Consider the following 18,825-nt stretch of genomic DNA (forward strand, 5'->3'; position numbering starts at 1 on the left):
CTGAATTGCGGCTTACGCCGGGCTTGGCGATCCCTCCGGGAAGCCGCCGCCGCCGCGCGTATCGGGCTTCAGCACCTGCTGTCCGCCGGTGCCGCTGCCGTCGCTGGGCGAAGCCAGGATGCTCCGCATCGGGGGCAGTTCCTTGCCGTCGATCAGCATCTTCACCTCTTCGGCGTCGATGGTCTCGCGCTCCAGCAGGGCTGCTGCAATGCGATGCATCGCGTCCTTGTGCGCTTCGAGAATGCCGTGCGCCGACTGGTAAGCTTCATCGATCAGGCGCCGAACTTCCAAATCGATCTGCCGCGCCGTCTCCTCGCTGAAGTCGCGATGCTGTGCGATCTCGCGGCCGAGGAAAATCTGCTCTTCCTTCTTGCCGAAGGTCAGCGGACCGAGGCGGCTCATGCCGTACTCGCACACCATGCGGCGGGCGAGGTCGGTAGCGTTCTCAATGTCGCTGCCCGCGCCGGTCGACATCTGGTTCAGGAAAATCTCCTCAGCCGTGCGTCCGCCGTAGGCGATAGCGAGATTCGCTTCGAGATATTCGCGCGTGTAGTTGTGGCGATCGCCGGGCAGGAAGATCGTCACGCCGAGAGCCATGCCGCGCGGAATGATCGTGACCTTGTGGATGGGATCGGAGTGCTCGTGCTTGATCGAGACCAGAGCGTGTCCGGCTTCGTGATAGGCCGTGACGCGCTTCTCTTCATCGGTAAGCAGCATCGACTTGCGTTCCGCGCCCATCAGCACCTTGTCTTTCGCAAGTTCGAAGTCGTACATCACCACCTGCTTGCGATTGACGCGGGCTGCATTCAGCGCGGCCTCGTTGACCATATTGGCCAGGTCGGCACCCGAAAATCCAGGCGTCCCGCGGGCAAGAATGTTCAGGTTGACGTCATCCGCAACGGGAACCTTCTTCACGTGTACGCGGAGAACTTCTTCGCGGCCACGCACGTCGGGCAGTCCCACCACCACGCGGCGGTCGAAACGGCCGGGGCGCAGCAGCGCGGGATCGAGCACGTCGGGGCGGTTGGTCGCGGCGACCAGGATCACGCCGTCGTTCGACTCGAATCCGTCCATCTCGACCAGCAACTGGTTCAGCGTCTGCTCGCGCTCATCGTGTCCGCCGCCGAGGCCTGCGCCACGGTGACGGCCCACCGCATCGATTTCGTCGATGAAGATGATGCAGGGCGCATTCTTCTTGCCCTGTTCAAACAGGTCGCGAACGCGGCTTGCGCCGACGCCGACAAACATTTCAACGAAGTCCGAGCCGGAGATCGAGAAAAACGGCACATTCGCCTCGCCGGCAACCGCACGGGCCAGCAGGGTCTTGCCGGTCCCCGGAGGCCCCACCAGCAGCACGCCCTTGGGAATGCGCCCGCCGAGCTTCTGGAACTTCTGCGGCTCGCGCAGATATTCGATGATCTCTTTCAGCTCTTCCTTGGCTTCATCCACGCCGGCCACGTCTTTGAACGTGACCTTCTTCTGCTGCATCGACAGCAGGCGCGCGCGGCTCTTGCCGAATGAAAGGGCCTTGTTGCCGCCCGACTGCATCTGCCGCAGCATGAAGAACCAGATCGCGCCGAGCAGAACAAACGGACCAACGTTGAACAGGATCGGGAGCAGCAGATTGTTCTGCGCGTCCTTTTTGCCGAAGCTGACGTGGTTGGCCAACATCGCCTTATCGAGGTCTTCGTGCGATTCTCCGACCGTTGTATGAAACTGCTCCTTCGGCGTGGCTTTCATGTGCCCACGAAGGTCCGTTCCCTGGATCTGTGCGTCCTGAACCAGGCCTTGCTGCACCTTGTCGTACAGCTCGGAGTAGTTGATTTCCGTGTCTTTACCCGCGCCGAGGTTGCCGTGCGAGACAACGCCCCACAGCAGCACAAGGCAGATCAGTATAAAGACCCAGAACATGATCGTTTTGACGGTCGAATTCACCAGGATCCTCTTTCCCGGCGGGGAGAAGCCGCTTAAGAACTTCCAACACCGCCTACATCATCCCTTTAGACGCCCGTACAGTCCTTGAAGTCACAGAAAGTGCAGCTTCTCTTGAACGGAGACACAACACACTTACCGCGCGGATGTGCAGTAAGTCAGATTGTACTCCGAAGCGGAATAAAGTTTGAAGAAGTGAACGGCCCCACACCGTGGGAATCCTCCCCGTCAACGGGAATTCCCTGAGCCAAATCTGCCGTTTGGCGAAACCGCTAAGCGGATACAGGCGGCAGTCCGCTGACAGAAACGCGCACTTCCGGGTCTGGCTCCAGTTCCACCCCCCGCATCCAGATGATCCTCCCGGCCACTTCAACGACCGGCCAGCAGGCGCGATCGTCGCCCGTAACCTTCATTCGCTCAAGCACTTCCTTAACTTTCCGAGGCCCAGAGGAGTAGCGCAGGCGCACCCGGTCGCCGGGCTTCCACGAGCGAACGACCGCCTTCATCCCGCTCCCGCCGGAAGAAGCGGATGCCCGGGAACCGGTCGCCGGCTCAAGCGAAATCCGGCACCCAAAGCCAGGGGCGATCACCTCCCCGGGGATGACACATTCGTACCGTTCGACTTTGCTCGGAGCGTCGCCAGAAGCGGGTTTGGGGGTGCGGGTCAAGCGAATTTCCCGGTGGGTACGGTCGGCGCGCAGGCCGCCGGCGAACTCGAGTTTCTGGCCCGCCCTGCCGATCAGCGTCAAGCTGCGGAGCGCCTCGGTCGCACCATAATCGAGCGCGGATTCGAGTTGCGCAGCGGCAAAGCGAAGCAGCCGGCGCTGCAAAGCGACGGGCTCTGCCTTCAATCGGCCGATGTCGAGGGCGACGCCGTCCGCCGTCGTGGTGGCGCGGCCTCCGCCACGAACGGGACGGCCGCGAAGAATGACCTGCGATGCAAGCCGGGCGACCTCCGATTGCCACCAGGCTTCTTCGTCACGGGCAAGTTCGGCCATCTGCGCCAGGTGATCGCGAAGCTGCGGATTCCAGGTGCTAAGCCGCGGAAGCAGTTCGTGCCGGATGCGGTTGCGCGTAAAGGTGAGATGACGGTTGGTGGAGTCTTCGCGCCAGGGCTGATTGCGCGCGTGCAGAAAGGCTTCAATCTCGGCGCGGGTGGTGCGGAGCAGGGGACGGAGGATTGCGCCCTCCGGGTATTCGAGTCTTGGATGAATTCCCGATAAGCCTTCCGTCCACGCGCCGCGAAGAAACTTCGCAAGCACTGTCTCGGCCTGGTCATCAAGCGTGTGCGCAGTGGCGACCGCATCGAGCGCCACTGCGTCGGGCAGGCTCTTCGACAGGAGTTGTCGAAACCACGCGTAACGTAAGCGGCGGGCGGTGCCTTCGATCGAGTCCGCTGGAAGAGCATCGGCCAATTCCGCGCCGCGGGCTTGCGGCACGCGGCGCGCTTCGGCTTCCGTATCTACGCGCGATTCATTGAAAGGCAGATCGAATCTGGCAGCCAGGTCGCGACAGAACTCCAGATCGGCGTCGGCTTCCGCTCCACGCAGCCCGTGATGCAGATGGGCGGCATGCACCACGATGCCCAGTTCCCTGCTGCGATCGACAAGCCCACACAACAAAGCCACGGAATCGGCGCCACCCGAAAGCCCCACGGCAATCCGCATGCCGGGCTTCAGCAGGGTTGTGTCGAGCGGAAGTGTCGGCTTTGATTGCACGAGAGGATGATAGTGCACCCGCGCCCACACCGGGGACAGAGGTCTTTGCATCGGAATTTCCATTGCGCGAGCATGATTTATTCGCTATTGTTGAGTTAATGTCGGAGCGAAGCTATCTCGGTGAGTTGGAATTGATGCTTCTCCTCGCGGTGATTCACCTTGGTGAGGATGCGTACGGCGTCCCGATCTCCCGCGAGCTGGAGAAATACCGCGGCAAAGATGTTGCGGTGGGCAGCGTGTATGCGGCGCTGGAGCGCCTCGAAGCCAAGGGCCTGATCACGTCCATGCTCGGCGATCCCACCCCGGAGCGCGGCGGCAAGGCAAAGCGCTTTTTCCGCATTACCAGGGAAGGACTGCGCCAGGTACACGAGACCCGCCGCGTACTGACGCGCCTCTGGAAGACGATTCCCGACCTGAAGATGGATGTGCCGCAGGAGAGCTGATGAGACGTAGAGAACCTCCGCCGCTTGCCACCTGGATGCTGAGGCACCTGACAGCCGGTGATCGCGATGAGGCGCTCGACGGCGACCTGTTTGAAGTGTTCTGCCTCGGCCGTTCCAACGCCTGGTACTGGCGGCAAGTCACTGCCGCCTGCGTTCATTCGTGGTACGGCAACCTCTACGCCCGTGGACCCGTCCTCGTCTTTGCGTTGATTTGGTCGTTGCTTTCCCCGGTGTGGTACGCGACTCTCGAACGAATCGATACTTCTCGGAATTTCGATAAGGGTGAACAGATATTCGGACCGCTCTGGCTGCCCCTGGCTCTTATCGGCTGGATCGTTCTACATGCGGCGTTCCTCTGGGCCGGATTACTGATCTATCAGCTCGCGCATGCTCTTCTCAAGAAACCCGTCCCACAAAAGGACCTGCTTCGCGCCTTCTGGATTGTCCCGCTGATCTTGCCGCTGGCGAACGGCGCTATTTTCCTGCTCGCGAACTTGTATTGGTATTCGCTGCCAGGTCTCGCGCGCGCACAGCTTGCATCGACATTCTTGGGGCAAATCGCGGATCTGGGAATTTTGCCGAACCTCATTCGCATTCCCTACTTTGTCACCATGGTGGTTGCGCTCTGGGGAACAGTTCACCGCATCAGGCGCAATGAAAACCCGCTGTTCGCCAATTCCACTCCGGATTGGCCCCCAACGGAACCGAACGCAGTTGCGGTTACTTTGATATCGGATCCAACGAGAGTTAAGCGCTTTTTCGCGTTCATGGTCGCGCTTGGGCTCGTGAACTCCATGATCGCGGCAGTGTTTCTTTGCCGCTTACCGGATTCGCACTCCGTTGATTTTGGTTCGCTCCTTGTGAACGCGATGATGTTTGTGGCAATCGGAGCACTCGGCGGAGTCACGGGATCGTGGCTCTACTGGATCAGTCCCGCGAGCCCGCTTCGCGAAGGATCGCCCATACCCTTCTCGTTATTTGCATTGACCTGCACCACAGGATGGATGTGGGTGCCCGCCATGATGCTGTTTGCAGAGCAGGTTTCAGCAACAACGGCGTTTGTCGCCATGGTTGGTGCTTTCATCCTGTCGAAAGGCTTGCGAAGCGCCACATATTTTGTATTAGTCCCGGCTCAGCCGCAGACACTGCGATGGGAACAAGGGGACCTGTTTGCGGAGTCGCTCTCTCGGCCTCCTTTTGAGGTGCACGGCTATGTAATCGCGCTCAGCTTGTTTGCGACAGGCGCGGCGCTTGCGACCCGTTCCAATTACACCGCCGCCTTGTTGCTTGCAATGAGCGCTTTCATTTTTGCATGGCAGAATACCGTGCCGCGGCGTGAGGACTTCGAGCGCGAGGTTCAAATCAAGCGGGCGGTGACCCGGGTCGCGACCGCCGCTGTTCCCGCGATTCTGCTGACCATGTGGGCTTTGCTCGATGGCCTGGCCCATCGAAATAATGAATTCGCGCCGGCAAGCGCGGCGGTAAACACCGAAGCGCATGCATCAACGACCGTGCAGGCCAAGACGAAGGCATCTCTCTCCAGCACAGGAACTGGTGGGTTCGAAAGCATCGTCCTCTGGCCCTATCCTGAAAAGAAAGAGATCGTGCCGCCGCTCGCTGTAGAGGATTCTTGGCTCGCCCCCGGTTCAAAGCGGCCCATCATCATTCGTTTTGATGGCCCATACTGGATTCTGCAGCCGCCTTCGAATCGGCCCGGGCCCGATGCCCACGTCGCGCACGGCACCCCCACCAGCGAAGACGTCGAATCGAATAACGCTGTCGAATTGGTAATGAACGCACATCAGAAGCTGGCGCGATCCATCCCCATCGCGCGATGCCGCGAGATCGAGATTGAGATCGAGAATCGCGACAACAAAGCCGGCCTCGTTTCCCTGGGCGTGTTGCTCACGGACGAAGAATCGTCGCCGAAGCGAACGATGTACCTCGGACAGCAGCCGGTTCTGTCGACCGACCTCGACCATTTCTCCGTCAAGAAATCCCCGGCTCACGAGACGGTTCGCTTTTCCGTGCCGTCCCATGCGCCGCTGCGCAAGTTCAATGAGATTACCGTGATGTTTCTGCCGGATTTTGAGCACGCGTTCGTAGCTCCCAAGATTGCGATTCAGCAGTTCGAACTATTGCCACGCCGATCTGCAACCAGTGCCGGCAGCGGTCCTGTTTCCCTATACTCGATTCATGCTCGATACGCGGAAAGCCACGATTGACGATGCAGGGTTGATCACGCGCCATCGCAAAGCAATGTTTGCCGATGCAGACAGCGCACCGCCCGCGGTATTAGAAGAGATGGGACGAAACTTCGAACCATGGGTCCTTCGCATGCTCGCCAGCGGCAAATATGCTGGCTTCATCATCGGCGACGGTAATCGCGATATCGCATCGGCCGGCCTGCTGGTGCTGGACTGGGCGCCACACTTTCTTGATCCTGCCGGAGAACAGCGCGGCTACGTGCTGAACGTTTTCGTGGAGCCGGAGTATCGCAGACGCGGGCTCGCGCAGGCGCTCATGAGCGAATGCATGGACGAAGCCCGGCGCCGCGGTATTCGCGTGGTGGCGCTGCATGCGTCGAAAAAAGGGCAGCCTGTCTACGAAAAGCTCGGATTCACCTCAAGCAACGAAATGCTGTACATCGGCGACCCCGCCGAGTAGCCTGCGTCCACCGCTCGCACTCGCCGGCGCTTCTACTTTTTCGCCGAGCAGACAAAACTCTCGGCGCTGTTCGGGTCGCCACTGCCCTTGTACTCCGCCGTCTGCGGATAAGGGCACAGTGGGCGCGTCATCGTGACGGCCCCTGTTGGTGCGCCGCCCGCATGTTTGCTCGCAATGAAGCTTCCCGGCGCGGTCCCCTTCTCCACCCAGTTCTCCAGTGCGACAAACGCGTTATGCTGCGGATCGTTGTGCCCCGATACTCCGAACTGCCCGAAATCATCCGGGCCGGTTCCTCCGCCGCAATGCTGCATCCCCGGAATCATGTACAGCCGCACAAACGAATCCGCATTCGTCTGCCCCATCTTCGCGAGCACCTCGCTGTAGTAGTTGACGGTATTCAATGCCGGGATCGCCGGATCATTCCAGCCGTGATACAAGATCAGCTTCCCGCCGCGAGCCTGAAAGGGCGTCAGGTCGGCATTGACCGCATCGAGCGCGCCAGCCGTCTTATCCTTCGCCGTCTGAATGCCGCTGTCGACTGCGAACGATTTGTAGTCCCATCCCCGCTTCTCATAAACCATGTTTGAGAAATAGCCGATGCCGAAGAAGGCCTGTGCGCTCTTCGCCGGCGCCGGCCCTGTAATCCAGGTCTCCCATCCTCCACGGCCTTCTTCGGCCCCGGGCAGATATCCAGGGAATATCTGTTTGCCGCTCGCGTCCCGCAGACCTGCATAGATCGCCTTGAGACTCGCAACCTGCGGTGCGGTGAGGCACTTGTCCGTAGCTTCACCGGCCTTGCACTCAATCGAAGCGGGATCGAAATGGCACTGACGAGGATCATTGAGAATGCCATCCGCCGCGCCATCGAGTTTGTCGCACGCAGCAAGCACCGCATTGGCGATCACTGAAATCTTGGCGGGAGGAATGAAGCTCTCTGGTGTTGCAGTCAGTGCCTGCAGATCGACAACCGCCGTTGAAAGCAGTCCTGTCCAGTAGTTGGCGGGCGCGCCGGCGAGGATGCCGTCATAATCAGCGGGATAGCGCTGGGCCTCCATCAATGCTTCCCGGCCTCCATCGGAGCACCCGATAAAGTAAGAGCGCTTCGCTCCCGACCCGTAGAACTTCTCGACGACAAGTTTGCCCACGCGCGTCATCTCGTGAATGCCGCGATGTCCGAAGTCCGCAATCTTCGCTGGATGCCCCATGGCCCACGCGGCATCGATGGGCGAGCCGGAATGGCCCGTGTCGGTGGCAACAGCCGCGGACCCATGGAACATCGCTCCACCGAGTCCCTCGTAAGCGATCTGTCCGGCAAAACCACCATTTCCCAAACCTTCAAGTTTGCCGCTCCAACCGGAGAGCGGCATCCAGAGTTCGACTACGATATCGGAGTCGGCACTGGGCCTGGCATGCACCACTACGCGGCAGAATGCGGGCAGCAGCTTGTAGAAGGCGGACAAGTCTCGCCCGGTGAACTCCTCTGGCGGCCCAACAAAAGTACCTGCGGCCACCGCCTTCGCCATCGTGATGCTCGCGTTCGGAAGTTCGAGCGAAGCGAGACGCTCGCAGCTTTCGCTCGAAACCGGCGCGGCGCTCTGGACCTGCGTTTCACCGGCGGATGCTGCGATGACGGAATGGCTGCTCAAAAGCAAAGAGGCTGAAACAGAAAGAACCGAAAGAATCCGCATTGTGCTCATCCTTTGCTGAATCAGAAATAAATCGGGAACGCGATCATTCTATGCCGATCTGCAGAGATCGAAACGAAATATTGACCGACCAGGTTCGCCGGAGCGATGAACCTCTGCTTTGAAGCTAAATGCAGTTCCCTGCGCGCGATGCGATATACTCCAGCCGGTATGCAGGTATTCGCAATTCTTCCCGCTGCAGGACTCGGCACGCGCATGGCCGGTCCGCAGCCCAAGCAATTCCTTTCGCTCGATGGCATCCCCATACTGATCCATTCGCTGCGCGCCTTTGCGGCAGTCCAGCGCGTCACGGCGATTTATGTCGCCGTCCGCAAAACCGAGCTTGAACGCGTGCAGGCGCAGATCGCCGAATATGGTTTCGCCGATCCGGTCCACGTGGTCGAGGGCGGAGACTCCAGGCAGGAATCGGTGCTCCATGCCCTCAATGCCATCCACGCGAACCCGGACGACGTGGTTCTCATTCACGATGCCGTGCGGCCGCTTATCGACGTCGCGACGATCGACCGGACCATCGACGCGGTCATCGAACACGGCGCCGCCATTGTCGGCATGCCGGCCACTGACACCATCAAGCAGGTCGAACGCACCGCCCATGGTGCAATCGTTACGTCAACGATCCCGCGCGAATTTATCGTCCAGGCGCAAACACCACAGGGATTCCGCTTTGGACTGCTGCATAAGGCGATGACAGACGCCATGGCGGACGGGTTTGTAGGGACCGACGAAGCCTCAGTCGTGGAACGCGCCGGATTTCCAGTGGCCGTAGTTCACGGTTCTCAGGTTAATCTGAAGATTACGCAGCCGGGCGATCTGGAACTTGCGGAGTTCTACCTCCACCAGCGCGCTCGCTGATTCCGGCGAAACCACCAACAGGCACGGAGACCATGGAAACACGAATCGGATTTGGCTGGGATTCCCACGCGTTCAAGGCGGGAATACCGCTGCGCATCGGCGGCTTGACGCTGGATCATCCCGAAGGCCTTGCCGGGCACTCCGATGGCGACGTGCTGCTGCATGCCGTAACCGACGCGCTACTGGGCGCTGTTGCCGCCGGCGATATCGGCAGCTTCTTTCCGCCAGGCGATCCGCGCTGGAAGGATGCGAATTCCGCCATCTTCCTGAAACTCGCGATGGAAGAGTTGCAGCACGCGGGATTTCGCATTGTGAATGTGGATACGACCCTGATCATGAATGCGCCGAAGATTGCGCCCGTCGCCGGCGAAATGCGATCCACCGTGGCCGACCTGCTGGGGATCGAAATGGAACAGGTCAGCATCAAGGCCAAGACGCCGGAAGGCCTCGGCCTGGATCACGTCGCGCAGTGCCACGCGGTGGTGCTGGTGGAGCGCTCAATTGAACCCGACGAGTTGAAAAGCATGAGCGCCGTGATCGAAAGCCAGAAGCAGCTTGAAGATGTCGTGGACGACCTGCTCGCTTCCGTTCATGGACTGCCGAAAAAACGGCCCACCACTCCCGTGTACGATACAGAAGACATCACCTAGCAGCCATACGACCCGACAGGCCGGTCGCAAGTGACAAGATATTGTCGGCACAAGCCAGGTGGTCAATTTGTGTTGCTGGAACGCGGCTGAACCGCGTATCCTCCCGGCATACCAATCGGGCCGAAGAATGAAAGACCTCGGTGGGGCGAGGCCACTTCCCAGATGCGCGTGTTTCGGTTATCGGTAGCAAGCACGAAGATATCCATATTCGTCGCGGCCATTACACTTGGCACGATGTCCTGCGCCCTTCGCGCAGACTCCTCACCTGTGCCCCAGAGCGGCAATCCTTCCACAGCCGAAACAGCCCCGACACAGGTTTCGCATTGGGCAGAACAGGTTGTCCTCGGTTCTTCGACCGTGGATTTGACCGGCCCGTGGAAGTTTCATAAGGGCGACAACATGGAGTGGGCGCAGCCGGACTACAACGACGCCGGCTGGTCTTCGATGGATCTGACGCCGCCGGCCGGTTCTTACGACCCGTTTCTGGGCACCAGCGGCTTCGTACCCGGATGGACGGCACTGGGCGACGCAGGATACACGCGATACGCCTGGTACCGGCTGAAGGTCAATGTTCAATACGATCCCGGACTTTCAGAGGGCGGTCTGGAAATCAAGATGCCCGACGACGTCGACGACGCCTACCAGGTCTTCGTGAATGGAGAATTGGTGGGGCAATTCGGAAAGTTCACGCGGGACGGTGTAACGACGTACCTCACGCTGCCGCGCACTTTTGCGTTGTCCAGGGGAATCAAAAGCGGGCAGGCCACGATCGCTATCCGCGTGTGGATGGACCCCTCGACTCCTCTGACAAACCCGGATGCGGGCGGCTTGCACGGACCACCGATTCTGGGTCAGGCCGGCCCGATTGAGCGCATGCTCCGGCTCGATTGGGATTCTGTCAATCGATCCCAGATGAGCCGATTCCTCGAGCTCGCCGTGCTGCTGCTGGCCATCACGGTGGCGCTGGTCCTGTTCTGGCTCGATCGCAACGAGAAGGCTTACCTCTGGCTCGCTCTGGCTTGCGCCGGCGTTGCACTGCAGACCATCGTTACCCTGATCGGAAGCTACACGGCGATCGTTCCCGCAACCATTTTTTTCCTCCTGACCGATGCCATTCTCGTTCCCGGAGTCATCGGGCTCTGGATCATCTTCTGGGCTTATTGGTTCCGGATGGGCCGCATGCCGCGGCTGCACAGGATGGTCTGGGGCTTCACGCTGGCTCTGGCTATCACCATCGCCATGCTGCGCGCTCCTCTCTATGGGCGCGTGATCCACGTCCATTCGGTTGCACTCCTTTCGCCGCTGACCGTCTTCATCAAGTTGCTTCTAGGCGGATTGCTGCTCTGGGTGGCATGGGAAGGCATGCGCAAGGATCATACCGGCGCCGGGCTGGCGATGCCCGCCGTGGGATTGGTAATCGTTTCGCTCTACCAGCAGGAGTTGCTGGTGCTGCACGTGCCGCTGCTTTTCTTCCCGTTTGGAATGGCGGTAGGAATCAGCCAGATCGCAGTCGTCGTATCGCTCAATATCATCACCATCCTGCTGATGCGGCGCTTCCTGCGGTCGCTGAAGCTTCGGCAACAGTGGGAGGCGGAGATCGATCAGGCGCGGCAGATTCAGCAGTTGCTCATTCCCGAAGCGATTCCCACCATTCCTGGATATGTGCTTGAGACCGAGTACAAGCCCGCACAGCAGGTGGGAGGCGACTTTTTCCAGATCCTGCCGGACGGGCGCGGCGGGGTTCTGATTCTGCTCGGCGATGTGACCGGCAAAGGTCTGCAGGCAGGCATGCAGGTGGCGCTGATTGTCGGGGCTATTCGCACCATTGTTGAAACAAGCTATGAGCCGCACGTAGTTCTGGAAGCGCTGAACCGCCGGTTGTGTGGTCGCGGCCAGTCGTACGCTACCTGTGTCGCCATGCAAATCGGCGCGGATGGCAAAACCATCATCGCGAACGCCGGTCACATTGCCCCGTACCTGAATGGCAAGGAACTCACGATGACCGGCAACCTGCCGCTTGGGCTCAATCCCTCCACCACCTTTGACCAGGTGACCATCCAGCTGAAGCAGAAAGACCGCCTCCTGGTCATCACCGATGGTGTAATCGAAGCCAAGAACGCGAAGAACGAGCTGTTCGGATTCAACCGCGCGCGCTCCATCAGCCACTTGCCCGCCGCGTTCATCGTAAAGGCAGCGGAGATCTTCGGCCAGGAAGACGACATTACCGTGGTCTCGATCTCACGCTTGGCGCAAGAAAAAGAGGGCGAGATCTCCGCTACCCCGCCGATGAAATCCGAAGTCGCATAGAGAAGCTGCGGAACCTGGTCGCGCGACCGACGTGTGTCAGGGCACGACTTCACAGCCTGGTGAAAAGTCCCAAGGGAGCCACTCTATCTCGAACGGGCCGAGAAGCGTCAGGGCACGACTTCAGTCGTGCCGCAAATGGTACAAAATCAGTGCGGGCTTTAGCCCCTGCGACATTCTTTTCCTGCCTATCTCGCAAATCTCGCCCTTTTCCGCAGCCACGCAAAGGCCGTAGCGCTTGCTCCCGAATTCTATCTGCACTTCCCTCAAAAGAAACTGATTGCGAAAACCGGTGATTCGACGTAGCTTGGCTCAGAGTTCTATTCCATCTTTGGAGTACGTGTATGCATCTGCTTGCGATGTTGTTGCAGGACACCCCGAATCAGCCCAGTCCTGAAATGATTCAGCACGTTGTGATGGCGATGATGGCGATCATTCCCATCATCATCATCGTCACGATTGCCATTGTGATGATTCCGTGCTGGTTCATCCTGAAGAAGGCGGGGTTCTCGCCGTGGCTTTGCTTGCTGTGCCTGATACCTTCACTGGGCACGCTGGTGCTGCTGTATGTACTGGCATTCGCCGAGTGGAAGGTTGTTCCAGCGCCGCAGGCTGGATATCCGCCACCGTATCCTCCGCCGCCGCCGCCGCCGTATACACCTCCGGCGTGAGACGGGCCGCCTGATGCGCCGGGGAGCAGATGCTAGCATCGTCATTGGAAAGCAACCGAAACGATGCCGGATCTGACTCCCTCACAATCTCTGCCTCCCCGGGTTCGATTTGCGCCTTCGCCCACCGGCTTTCTCCACGTCGGCAGCGCGCGCACGTTCATCTTCAATTGGCTCTATGCCCGCCACAATCACGGCACCATGGTGCTGCGCCTCGACGACACCGATGTCGAGCGGAATTCCGACGCAAGCGTCCAGTCCATCTTTGAGGGACTCCGCTGGCTCGGTCTTTCCTGGGACGAAGAATACAAGCAATCCGAACGCCTGGACCTGCATCGGAAAGCAGCCCAGGCAATCTTCGCCAAGGGGCTCGCCTATCGCGATTTCACGCCCGCACACGCCGCCGAAGGTGAAGCATCGAGTTCGCAAGGGGCATGGCTCTTCAACCCCGGCATGCGCGAACTCGCTCGCGAAGAGAGCGACCGCCAAGCCGCTGCCGGCGAGCCGTTCGCCCTGCGCTATCGAGTCCCCCGCAATATCGATCGCACCCTGGCCTTCAAAGATGCCGTTTACGGAGCCCAGTCGAAACTCGCCGACGAGGTCGAAGACTTTGCTCTGCTTCGTTCAGACGGAAATCCGACCTACCATCTCGCCTCCTGCGTCGACGACGCCGACCTCCGCATCAGCCACATCATTCGCGGGCAGGACCACCTCACCAACACCTTTAAGCACCTGCTGATCTTCGAAGGTCTCGGTGTCGACCCGCCCCAGTTCGCCCATCTTCCTCTGCTCGTAGCCCCCGGCGGCACCAAGCTCTCCAAACGTAAGCACGGCCCCGTCGTCAGCGTCACCACCTATCGCGATGCCGGCTTCCTCCCCGACGCTTTCATCAATTTCCTCTGCCTTCTCGGCTGGTCGCCCAAAGACGACCGCGAGTTCCTGACTCTCGAACAACTCACCGCCGCCTTCACCCTCGGAAACGTCAACCGCTCCAACACCGTCGTCAACTTCACGGAGGAAGATCCCTTCGATGCCAAGGCTGTCCATCTCAACGGCGAGCACATCCGCGCCCTTCCCATCGAACAACTGTGCGCCAGGCTCCAGCCCTTCTTCGCCGAAGCCGGCCTCGACGCCCCAGCCGACAAGCTGCTGGCCGTCACCCCACTCATCAGCGAACGCATTAAGTTTTTGAAAGACGCCGTCTCCGCCGCCGACTTCTTTTTCCTCGACCAGCTCCCGCCCTACGACCCCGCCGAACTGATCCCGCAAATCAGCAAGAAAGAGTCCGGCGATGCCGCCCTCGCCCGCAGAGTTCTTCAAACCGCGCTCGAAATTCTGCCCGCAACTCCGTTCGATCACGATTCGCTCGATAAAGCTTTGCGCGATGCTGCGGCCTCGCTCGGCCTCAAAGCCGGACCCATGTTCCAACCCATCAGGGTAGCCGTCTGCGGACGCAAAAACGCGCCACCGCTCTTCGAAACCCTGATCGTCCTGGGCCGCGACGTCTGCCTCACCCGCATCCACCAGGCCATAGAACACCTTCAATCGCTTGCTTGAATCGCTGGCTTCAATCTCTAGAAGCCGGATGGAGCGCTAGAAGCGTCAGGGCACGACTTCAGTCGTGCCATAGAGCTGCAAAAAATCAGTGCGGGCTTCAGCCCCTGCTTCCACCTGCTACCAAAGCCCTCCGCTCGCCACCAAAGCTCTTCGCCAGCCACAAAGCGTCAGGGCACGACTTCAGTCGTGCCGCTAACGGCGTCCCTACTCCGCGGGCTTTAGCCCCTGCTTCCGCTTCTTCAAATACGCCGTACCGAACGGATACTCTTCGGGTGTACTTGCCAATCCCGCCTTCACCGGATTCTTATCGATATACTCGCGATGCTGCCGAAAGCTTCCGTCCCCCAAAATCTGCACATCCAAATATCCTCGCTGCCAAATCTCACCCCCAAACCCCAGTTCCGTCCTCGCGCGGAAAGAAAAACTACCTTTGATCAACTGCATCGCCTTCTCAACACTCGTCTCCCCAGACAGAGTCATCAAGACATGAACATGATTGGGAATGATCACGAAATCATGTATCGCCATCTTCCCTGACCGCATATTGTCCCGCAAAACCTCAATCAAGAGATCCGCCATCCGATCCGTCTGGAAGAGCGATCTTCCGGCCGCCGTTCGCGTCGTCACAAAAAACGTTCGCGGCGCATAAGACGCGATGGATGAATCCGAAGGTCGACACGGTTTCGACATCGCAGGGGCTGAAGCCCTCTACCTTTCACACATCGCTAGCGGCACGACTCAAGTCGTGCCCTGACGCTCCGGGGCTCGGTCCACTTATGCTCACCGATATCGGCCCTCCCCAACGTGACGATCGATACACCTGACATCGGTCTCCACGCACCTGAAGCAAACCACAGCCGTTCCGTGGAACAATAGAATCATGGCAGCCACGACCAGCTCGAACACGGAAACCCCGGAAACCCGCACCTCCAATTTCCTCGCGGACATCATCGCCGAAGACGTCCGCACCAAAAAATACGGCGACGCCGTCATCCAGACCCGTTTCCCACCCGAGCCCAACGGCTACCTCCACATCGGCCATGCCAAGGCCATCTGCCTGGATTTCGGTCTCGCCGACGAGTTTGGCGGCAAAACCAACCTCCGCTTCGACGACACCAATCCCGAAAAAGAAGAGCAGGAATACGTCGACTCCATCCAGAAAGACGTCCGCTGGCTCGGCTTCGATTGGGAGCGCCTCTGCTACGCCTCCGACTACTTCCCCCAGCTCTACGACTGGGCGCTAAAGCTCATCAGAGCGGGCAAAGCCTACGTCGACGACCTGACGGCGGACGAAATTCGCCAGCACCGCGGCACCCTGACCGAGCCCGGAAAAAACAGCCCTTATCGCGACCGGTCGGTAGAAGAAAATCTCGACCTCTTCGTCCGCATGAAAGCCGGCGAATTTCCCGACGGCTCGCGTGTGCTCCGCGCCAAAATCGACATGGCCTCGCCAAACGTGAACATGCGCGACCCCGTGATGTACCGCATCCTCCACGCCTCGCATCACCGCACCGGCGATACGTGGTGCATCTACCCCATGTACGACTACGCGCACGGCCAGTCGGATTCGATCGAACACGTCACGCACTCCATGTGTACCCTCGAATTCGCCGACCATCAGCCCCTCTATCGCTGGTATATCGAGAACCTCGGCATCTTTCCGTCGCAGCAGATTGAATTCGACCGCCTCAACCTTACCTACACCCTGCTCTCCAAGCGCAAGCTGCTCCAGTTGGTTCAGGAAAAACGCGTGAACGGCTGGGACGATCCGCGCATGCCCACGCTCTCCGGCATTCGCCGCCGCGGCTTCACGCCCGAAGCGCTTCGCACCTTGTGTGCCCAGATCGGCGCGTCCCGCACTAACGGCTCCACAGACATCGAAATGCTGGAGCACTTTCAGCGCGACGACCTGAACCACCGCGCCTCCCGCGCCATGGCCGTCCTGCGCCCGCTCAAAGTCGTCATCGACAATTACCCCTTGGGCCAGGAAGAAATGGTCGAGGTCGCCAACAATCCGGAAGACCCCTCAGCCGGCACACGCCAGGTCCCCTTCTCGCGCGAAATCTACATCGAGCAGGACGACTTCCGCGAAATCCCGCCGCCGAAGTATTACCGTCTTTCTCCCGCCAAGGAAGTACGCCTGCGCAACGCTTATTTCATCACCGCGCATTCCGTCCAAAAGGCTGCCGACGGCAGTCTCACAGAAGTCCATTGCACCTACGATCCAGCCAGTCGCGGCGGCAACTCGCCCGACGGCCGCAAGGTCAAGTCCACCATGCACTGGGTCTCGGCCGCGCACGCCATCTCCGCCGAAATTCGCATCTACGAGAGGCTCTTCACCAAATCGGACCCGCAGGATGTGGAAGAAGGCAAGACCTTCCTCGATAATCTCAATCCGAACTCGCTAGAAATCATCGCGGGAGCCAAACTTGAGCCCTCTCTTGCAAAAGCCAAACTCGAAGACCGTTTTCAATTCGAGCGTGTAGGCTATTTCTGCCTCGATCCCGACTCGACGAAAGACAAGCTCGTCTTCAACCGCACCCTTCCCCTCAAAGATGCGTGGGCAAAGATCGAAAAGAAGTCCGGATCCTAGCCACCTGCGGTGGGGGCAGGCGCTCGCAGCTGGTTGCTTGCATTACCCACCGTGCCATCCAGGGCCCCAAGAGCCGGACCTTGGAGGGCCTAGCGCCATGCCTCTGAAAAACGGCTAGCTAGTACAGCACATCGGCGACCGTTTTGGATCAGGGCGTAAAATTCCGTTATGAATGAGACCCTCTACAAGACCAGTTCACCAGAAGAAGAGAAGTCCGAATGCTGCGAGATTTTTCTCGAGCCACTGCCGGGAAGCGGCACGCGAGTCTACACCTTCAGTGAAGACCATGGGTGGTGGGACGAAAGTACAAAGAAGTTCGTTCACCAGGTCACCAGAATCAATACAACCGAAGAGGGTGTCACGTATGAAGAGGCGCACGCTATGTACTTGAAGGCGAAGACGAAGCTGGCACAAAGTGGGTTCATCCATAGCTTTGCCCCGGACCCTTACAGCTACAAATCCCACAAGTATGAATTCATACAAACAAGGCACGCCGGCTGACGAAAGCGAAACGCCGACCCCACCGCCGCCATTCGCGGGCGGCCGAGTACCCGACCCGTGCCGCTTCTTCTTGCGCCTAGTTTCAATTATAAAAACGTAGATATAGCCGGAAACGAGGAGAACATGAAGATACCGTGGGGGAAGATCAATCCAGTCGCGAGTATTGTTGCAGTCATCGTAGGAGCGGTCTTGTTCAGTGATTGGCTGGTTACCGGAGCATCGTGGCTAAAATACCTGATTCTCTGTTTCGCCTTCGCATGGGTGCTGTTCTTGCTCTACGCCATCCTCAACGCTTTCAAACAACACGAGTTGAAGCTGGGCGTAGAATTTGACCGTATCCATGGGACGATTCAGATCTTGAGTCTTGACGTTGGTTCCAACTATCTCAAACTGAGTACTGCTATCGCCCAGCTTCAGCGTCTCCGCGATGAGGGCTCTCTCAAGCCGCCTAGCAATGAGACAACTAGCGGGCGCCTCTAGTCCATGGCGGGAGCTGGGTGCTCCAGGCCTCGCTTCTAAGACCTGGGATCACGCGGCACTCCCCCTACGGAATCAAAAACGACCCCGGAATCCCCTCATCCAGCGTGGCAAGAATTGCGTCATTTGCAATTGCGAGCTGCACCAGATGCCCGTCTGTGATCTGCGCTGGAGATTTCACCCAGGCCGGAAGAGCGGAGATGTCGTTTGCATCGAAAAGAAAGGTAAGTGGCTGGGTTGCGTTTGTCTTCATTCCAAGAAGCAGTGCCTTGGCCTGCACCACAGTAAGGCCGTACATGGCCACGCTTGCAACTACCCGAACAAAGCCAAGCTCCGCAACCGAACACGTCAGGAATGTGGAGCCGCGCTTCGACCGTATCCAGTTGACGACTCGCTGATGGAACTGATGTTGAGTGATGCCGAAAGCAATGAGCGCATTCACGTCCAGAAGATATTTCATGGAAATTCCGCGAGCAGCTCTTTCACCATCTCACTGGTCAAGGTCGGCGCATCCGGCCCCAGGTCGATGGCAATGAACCCGGTAACCGGATCCTCCACCATGCGCGCATCGTACTTCGGCTTACTGGCATGCGTCATCACAATCCGATCCTTCTCGACGGCAATGTCGAGGGTATCGCCCGCTCGAATGCCCAGCCTCCGGCGAAGCGGTCCGGGAAGAACAATCTGGCCTTTGGTCGAAACCTTAGTCCGCATGGTAAGACAATCTTACCATGAAGTGGCTTTTCTTGAGAACGGA

The 18,825-nt window shown here is 59.3% G+C and carries 17 protein-coding genes; 11 read left to right on the forward strand and 6 right to left on the reverse strand.

Annotated elements, in window-relative coordinates; translation table 11 throughout:
- Positions 1-12: 12 nt before the first annotated feature.
- Both ftsH and tilS read right to left on the reverse strand, forming a co-directional pair.
- Positions 13-1,935: an ATP-dependent zinc metalloprotease FtsH gene (gene ftsH, locus WCA10_RS23890; RefSeq protein WP_472825052.1), complete on the reverse strand. Its 1,923-nt coding sequence runs from the start codon at positions 1,933-1,935 to the stop codon at positions 13-15.
- Between the two features lie 269 nt (positions 1,936-2,204).
- A complete protein-coding gene (gene tilS, locus WCA10_RS23895; RefSeq protein ID WP_472825053.1) occupies positions 2,205-3,701 on the reverse strand; it encodes a tRNA lysidine(34) synthetase TilS in 1,497 nt (498 codons plus the stop codon).
- A 47-nt stretch (positions 3,702-3,748) separates the two neighbouring features.
- Between tilS and WCA10_RS23900 the strand changes: the two genes are divergently transcribed.
- From WCA10_RS23900 to WCA10_RS23910, 3 genes are read left to right on the forward strand one after another with little or no spacing between them, the layout of a single operon-like run.
- Positions 3,749-4,093: a PadR family transcriptional regulator gene (locus WCA10_RS23900; protein WP_472825054.1), complete on the forward strand. Its 345-nt coding sequence runs from the start codon at positions 3,749-3,751 to the stop codon at positions 4,091-4,093.
- A complete protein-coding gene (locus WCA10_RS23905; protein WP_472825055.1) occupies positions 4,093-6,318 on the forward strand; it encodes a hypothetical protein in 2,226 nt (741 codons plus the stop codon). Before WCA10_RS23900 ends, WCA10_RS23905 begins: the two co-directional genes overlap by 1 nt.
- Entirely contained in the window at positions 6,290-6,760 is a 471-nt protein-coding gene (locus WCA10_RS23910; protein ID WP_472825056.1) for a GNAT family N-acetyltransferase, read from the forward strand. The genes WCA10_RS23905 and WCA10_RS23910 overlap by 29 nt, the downstream gene beginning before the upstream one ends.
- Positions 6,761-6,792: 32 nt before the next feature.
- On the opposite strand, the gene WCA10_RS23915 is transcribed toward WCA10_RS23910, so the two are convergent.
- A complete protein-coding gene (locus tag WCA10_RS23915) occupies positions 6,793-8,448 on the reverse strand; it encodes a tannase/feruloyl esterase family alpha/beta hydrolase (protein ID WP_472825057.1) in 1,656 nt (551 codons plus the stop codon).
- A gap of 168 nt (positions 8,449-8,616) precedes the next feature.
- On the opposite strand from WCA10_RS23915, the gene ispD reads away from it, so the two are divergent.
- The 5 genes from ispD to gltX all read left to right on the forward strand — a co-directional run bounded on the left by ispD (position 8,617) and on the right by gltX (position 14,497).
- Positions 8,617-9,318, forward strand: coding sequence for a 2-C-methyl-D-erythritol 4-phosphate cytidylyltransferase (gene ispD / locus WCA10_RS23920; protein ID WP_472825104.1), 702 nt, complete (start codon positions 8,617-8,619; stop codon positions 9,316-9,318).
- Between the two features lie 32 nt (positions 9,319-9,350).
- A complete protein-coding gene (gene ispF / locus WCA10_RS23925) occupies positions 9,351-9,968 on the forward strand; it encodes a 2-C-methyl-D-erythritol 2,4-cyclodiphosphate synthase (RefSeq protein ID WP_472825058.1) in 618 nt (205 codons plus the stop codon).
- A gap of 267 nt (positions 9,969-10,235) precedes the next feature.
- Positions 10,236-12,275 (forward strand): PP2C family protein-serine/threonine phosphatase, encoded by a 2,040-nt coding sequence (locus tag WCA10_RS23930; RefSeq protein WP_472825059.1) that lies wholly within the window; start codon positions 10,236-10,238, stop codon positions 12,273-12,275.
- A gap of 341 nt (positions 12,276-12,616) precedes the next feature.
- Positions 12,617-12,943 carry a hypothetical protein gene (locus WCA10_RS23935; protein ID WP_472825060.1) on the forward strand — a complete coding sequence of 109 codons (327 nt, stop codon included), beginning with the start codon at positions 12,617-12,619 and terminating at the stop codon, positions 12,941-12,943.
- A gap of 63 nt (positions 12,944-13,006) precedes the next feature.
- Positions 13,007-14,497: a glutamate--tRNA ligase gene (gene gltX / locus WCA10_RS23940; RefSeq protein WP_472825061.1), complete on the forward strand. Its 1,491-nt coding sequence runs from the start codon at positions 13,007-13,009 to the stop codon at positions 14,495-14,497.
- A gap of 204 nt (positions 14,498-14,701) precedes the next feature.
- Here the strand turns inward: gltX and WCA10_RS23945 are convergent, their stop codons facing one another.
- Entirely contained in the window at positions 14,702-15,187 is a 486-nt protein-coding gene (locus tag WCA10_RS23945; RefSeq protein ID WP_472825062.1) for an REP-associated tyrosine transposase, read from the reverse strand.
- Between the two features lie 190 nt (positions 15,188-15,377).
- Between WCA10_RS23945 and WCA10_RS23950 the strand changes: the two genes are divergently transcribed.
- From WCA10_RS23950 to WCA10_RS23960, 3 genes are all read left to right on the forward strand, one after another.
- Complete coding sequence (locus WCA10_RS23950; RefSeq protein ID WP_472825063.1) at positions 15,378-17,090, forward strand: glutamine--tRNA ligase/YqeY domain fusion protein; 1,713 nt, start codon at positions 15,378-15,380, stop codon at positions 17,088-17,090.
- 168 nt (positions 17,091-17,258) lie between these two features.
- On the forward strand, positions 17,259-17,591 hold the full coding sequence (locus WCA10_RS23955) for a hypothetical protein (protein WP_472825064.1): 333 nt from the start codon (positions 17,259-17,261) through the stop codon (positions 17,589-17,591).
- Positions 17,592-17,714: 123 nt separating this feature from the next.
- Complete coding sequence (locus tag WCA10_RS23960; RefSeq protein WP_472825065.1) at positions 17,715-18,071, forward strand: hypothetical protein; 357 nt, start codon at positions 17,715-17,717, stop codon at positions 18,069-18,071.
- Positions 18,072-18,135: 64 nt separating this feature from the next.
- Here the strand turns inward: WCA10_RS23960 and WCA10_RS23965 are convergent, their stop codons facing one another.
- Both WCA10_RS23965 and WCA10_RS23970 read right to left on the reverse strand, forming a co-directional pair.
- The gene (locus WCA10_RS23965; RefSeq protein WP_472825066.1) at positions 18,136-18,528 is read right to left on the reverse strand and encodes a PIN domain-containing protein; all 393 of its coding nucleotides are present in this window, start codon (positions 18,526-18,528) and stop codon (positions 18,136-18,138) included.
- Positions 18,525-18,782 carry an AbrB/MazE/SpoVT family DNA-binding domain-containing protein gene (locus WCA10_RS23970; RefSeq protein WP_472825067.1) on the reverse strand — a complete coding sequence of 86 codons (258 nt, stop codon included), beginning with the start codon at positions 18,780-18,782 and terminating at the stop codon, positions 18,525-18,527. The genes WCA10_RS23965 and WCA10_RS23970 overlap by 4 nt, the downstream gene beginning before the upstream one ends.
- Positions 18,783-18,825: the final 43 nt, after the last annotated feature.

It is taken from the genome of Occallatibacter sp. (genome assembly GCF_049582745.1).
In the GTDB taxonomy this organism is placed as follows: Bacteria; Acidobacteriota; Terriglobia; order Terriglobales; family Acidobacteriaceae; genus Telmatobacter.

What these genes read in the sequence shown, in the direction of transcription:
- WCA10_RS23945 (WP_472825062.1), bottom strand. Translation starts at nt 15,187, where the DNA reads ATGTCGAAACCGTGTCGACCTTCGGATTCATCCATCGCGTCTTATGCG.
- WCA10_RS23910 (WP_472825056.1), top strand. Translation starts at nt 6,290, where the DNA reads ATGCTCGATACGCGGAAAGCCACGATTGACGATGCAGGGTTGATCACG.
- WCA10_RS23955 (WP_472825064.1), top strand. Translation starts at nt 17,259, where the DNA reads ATGAATGAGACCCTCTACAAGACCAGTTCACCAGAAGAAGAGAAGTCC.
- WCA10_RS23970 (WP_472825067.1), bottom strand. Translation starts at nt 18,782, where the DNA reads ATGCGGACTAAGGTTTCGACCAAAGGCCAGATTGTTCTTCCCGGACCG.
- WCA10_RS23960 (WP_472825065.1), top strand. Translation starts at nt 17,715, where the DNA reads ATGAAGATACCGTGGGGGAAGATCAATCCAGTCGCGAGTATTGTTGCA.
- tilS (WP_472825053.1), bottom strand. Translation starts at nt 3,701, where the DNA reads ATGCAAAGACCTCTGTCCCCGGTGTGGGCGCGGGTGCACTATCATCCT.
- ispD (WP_472825104.1), top strand. Translation starts at nt 8,617, where the DNA reads ATGCAGGTATTCGCAATTCTTCCCGCTGCAGGACTCGGCACGCGCATG.
- WCA10_RS23950 (WP_472825063.1), top strand. Translation starts at nt 15,378, where the DNA reads ATGGCAGCCACGACCAGCTCGAACACGGAAACCCCGGAAACCCGCACC.
- WCA10_RS23965 (WP_472825066.1), bottom strand. Translation starts at nt 18,528, where the DNA reads ATGAAATATCTTCTGGACGTGAATGCGCTCATTGCTTTCGGCATCACT.
- WCA10_RS23935 (WP_472825060.1), top strand. Translation starts at nt 12,617, where the DNA reads ATGCATCTGCTTGCGATGTTGTTGCAGGACACCCCGAATCAGCCCAGT.
- ispF (WP_472825058.1), top strand. Translation starts at nt 9,351, where the DNA reads ATGGAAACACGAATCGGATTTGGCTGGGATTCCCACGCGTTCAAGGCG.
- gltX (WP_472825061.1), top strand. Translation starts at nt 13,007, where the DNA reads ATGCCGGATCTGACTCCCTCACAATCTCTGCCTCCCCGGGTTCGATTT.
- WCA10_RS23905 (WP_472825055.1), top strand. Translation starts at nt 4,093, where the DNA reads ATGAGACGTAGAGAACCTCCGCCGCTTGCCACCTGGATGCTGAGGCAC.
- WCA10_RS23900 (WP_472825054.1), top strand. Translation starts at nt 3,749, where the DNA reads ATGTCGGAGCGAAGCTATCTCGGTGAGTTGGAATTGATGCTTCTCCTC.
- WCA10_RS23915 (WP_472825057.1), bottom strand. Translation starts at nt 8,448, where the DNA reads ATGCGGATTCTTTCGGTTCTTTCTGTTTCAGCCTCTTTGCTTTTGAGC.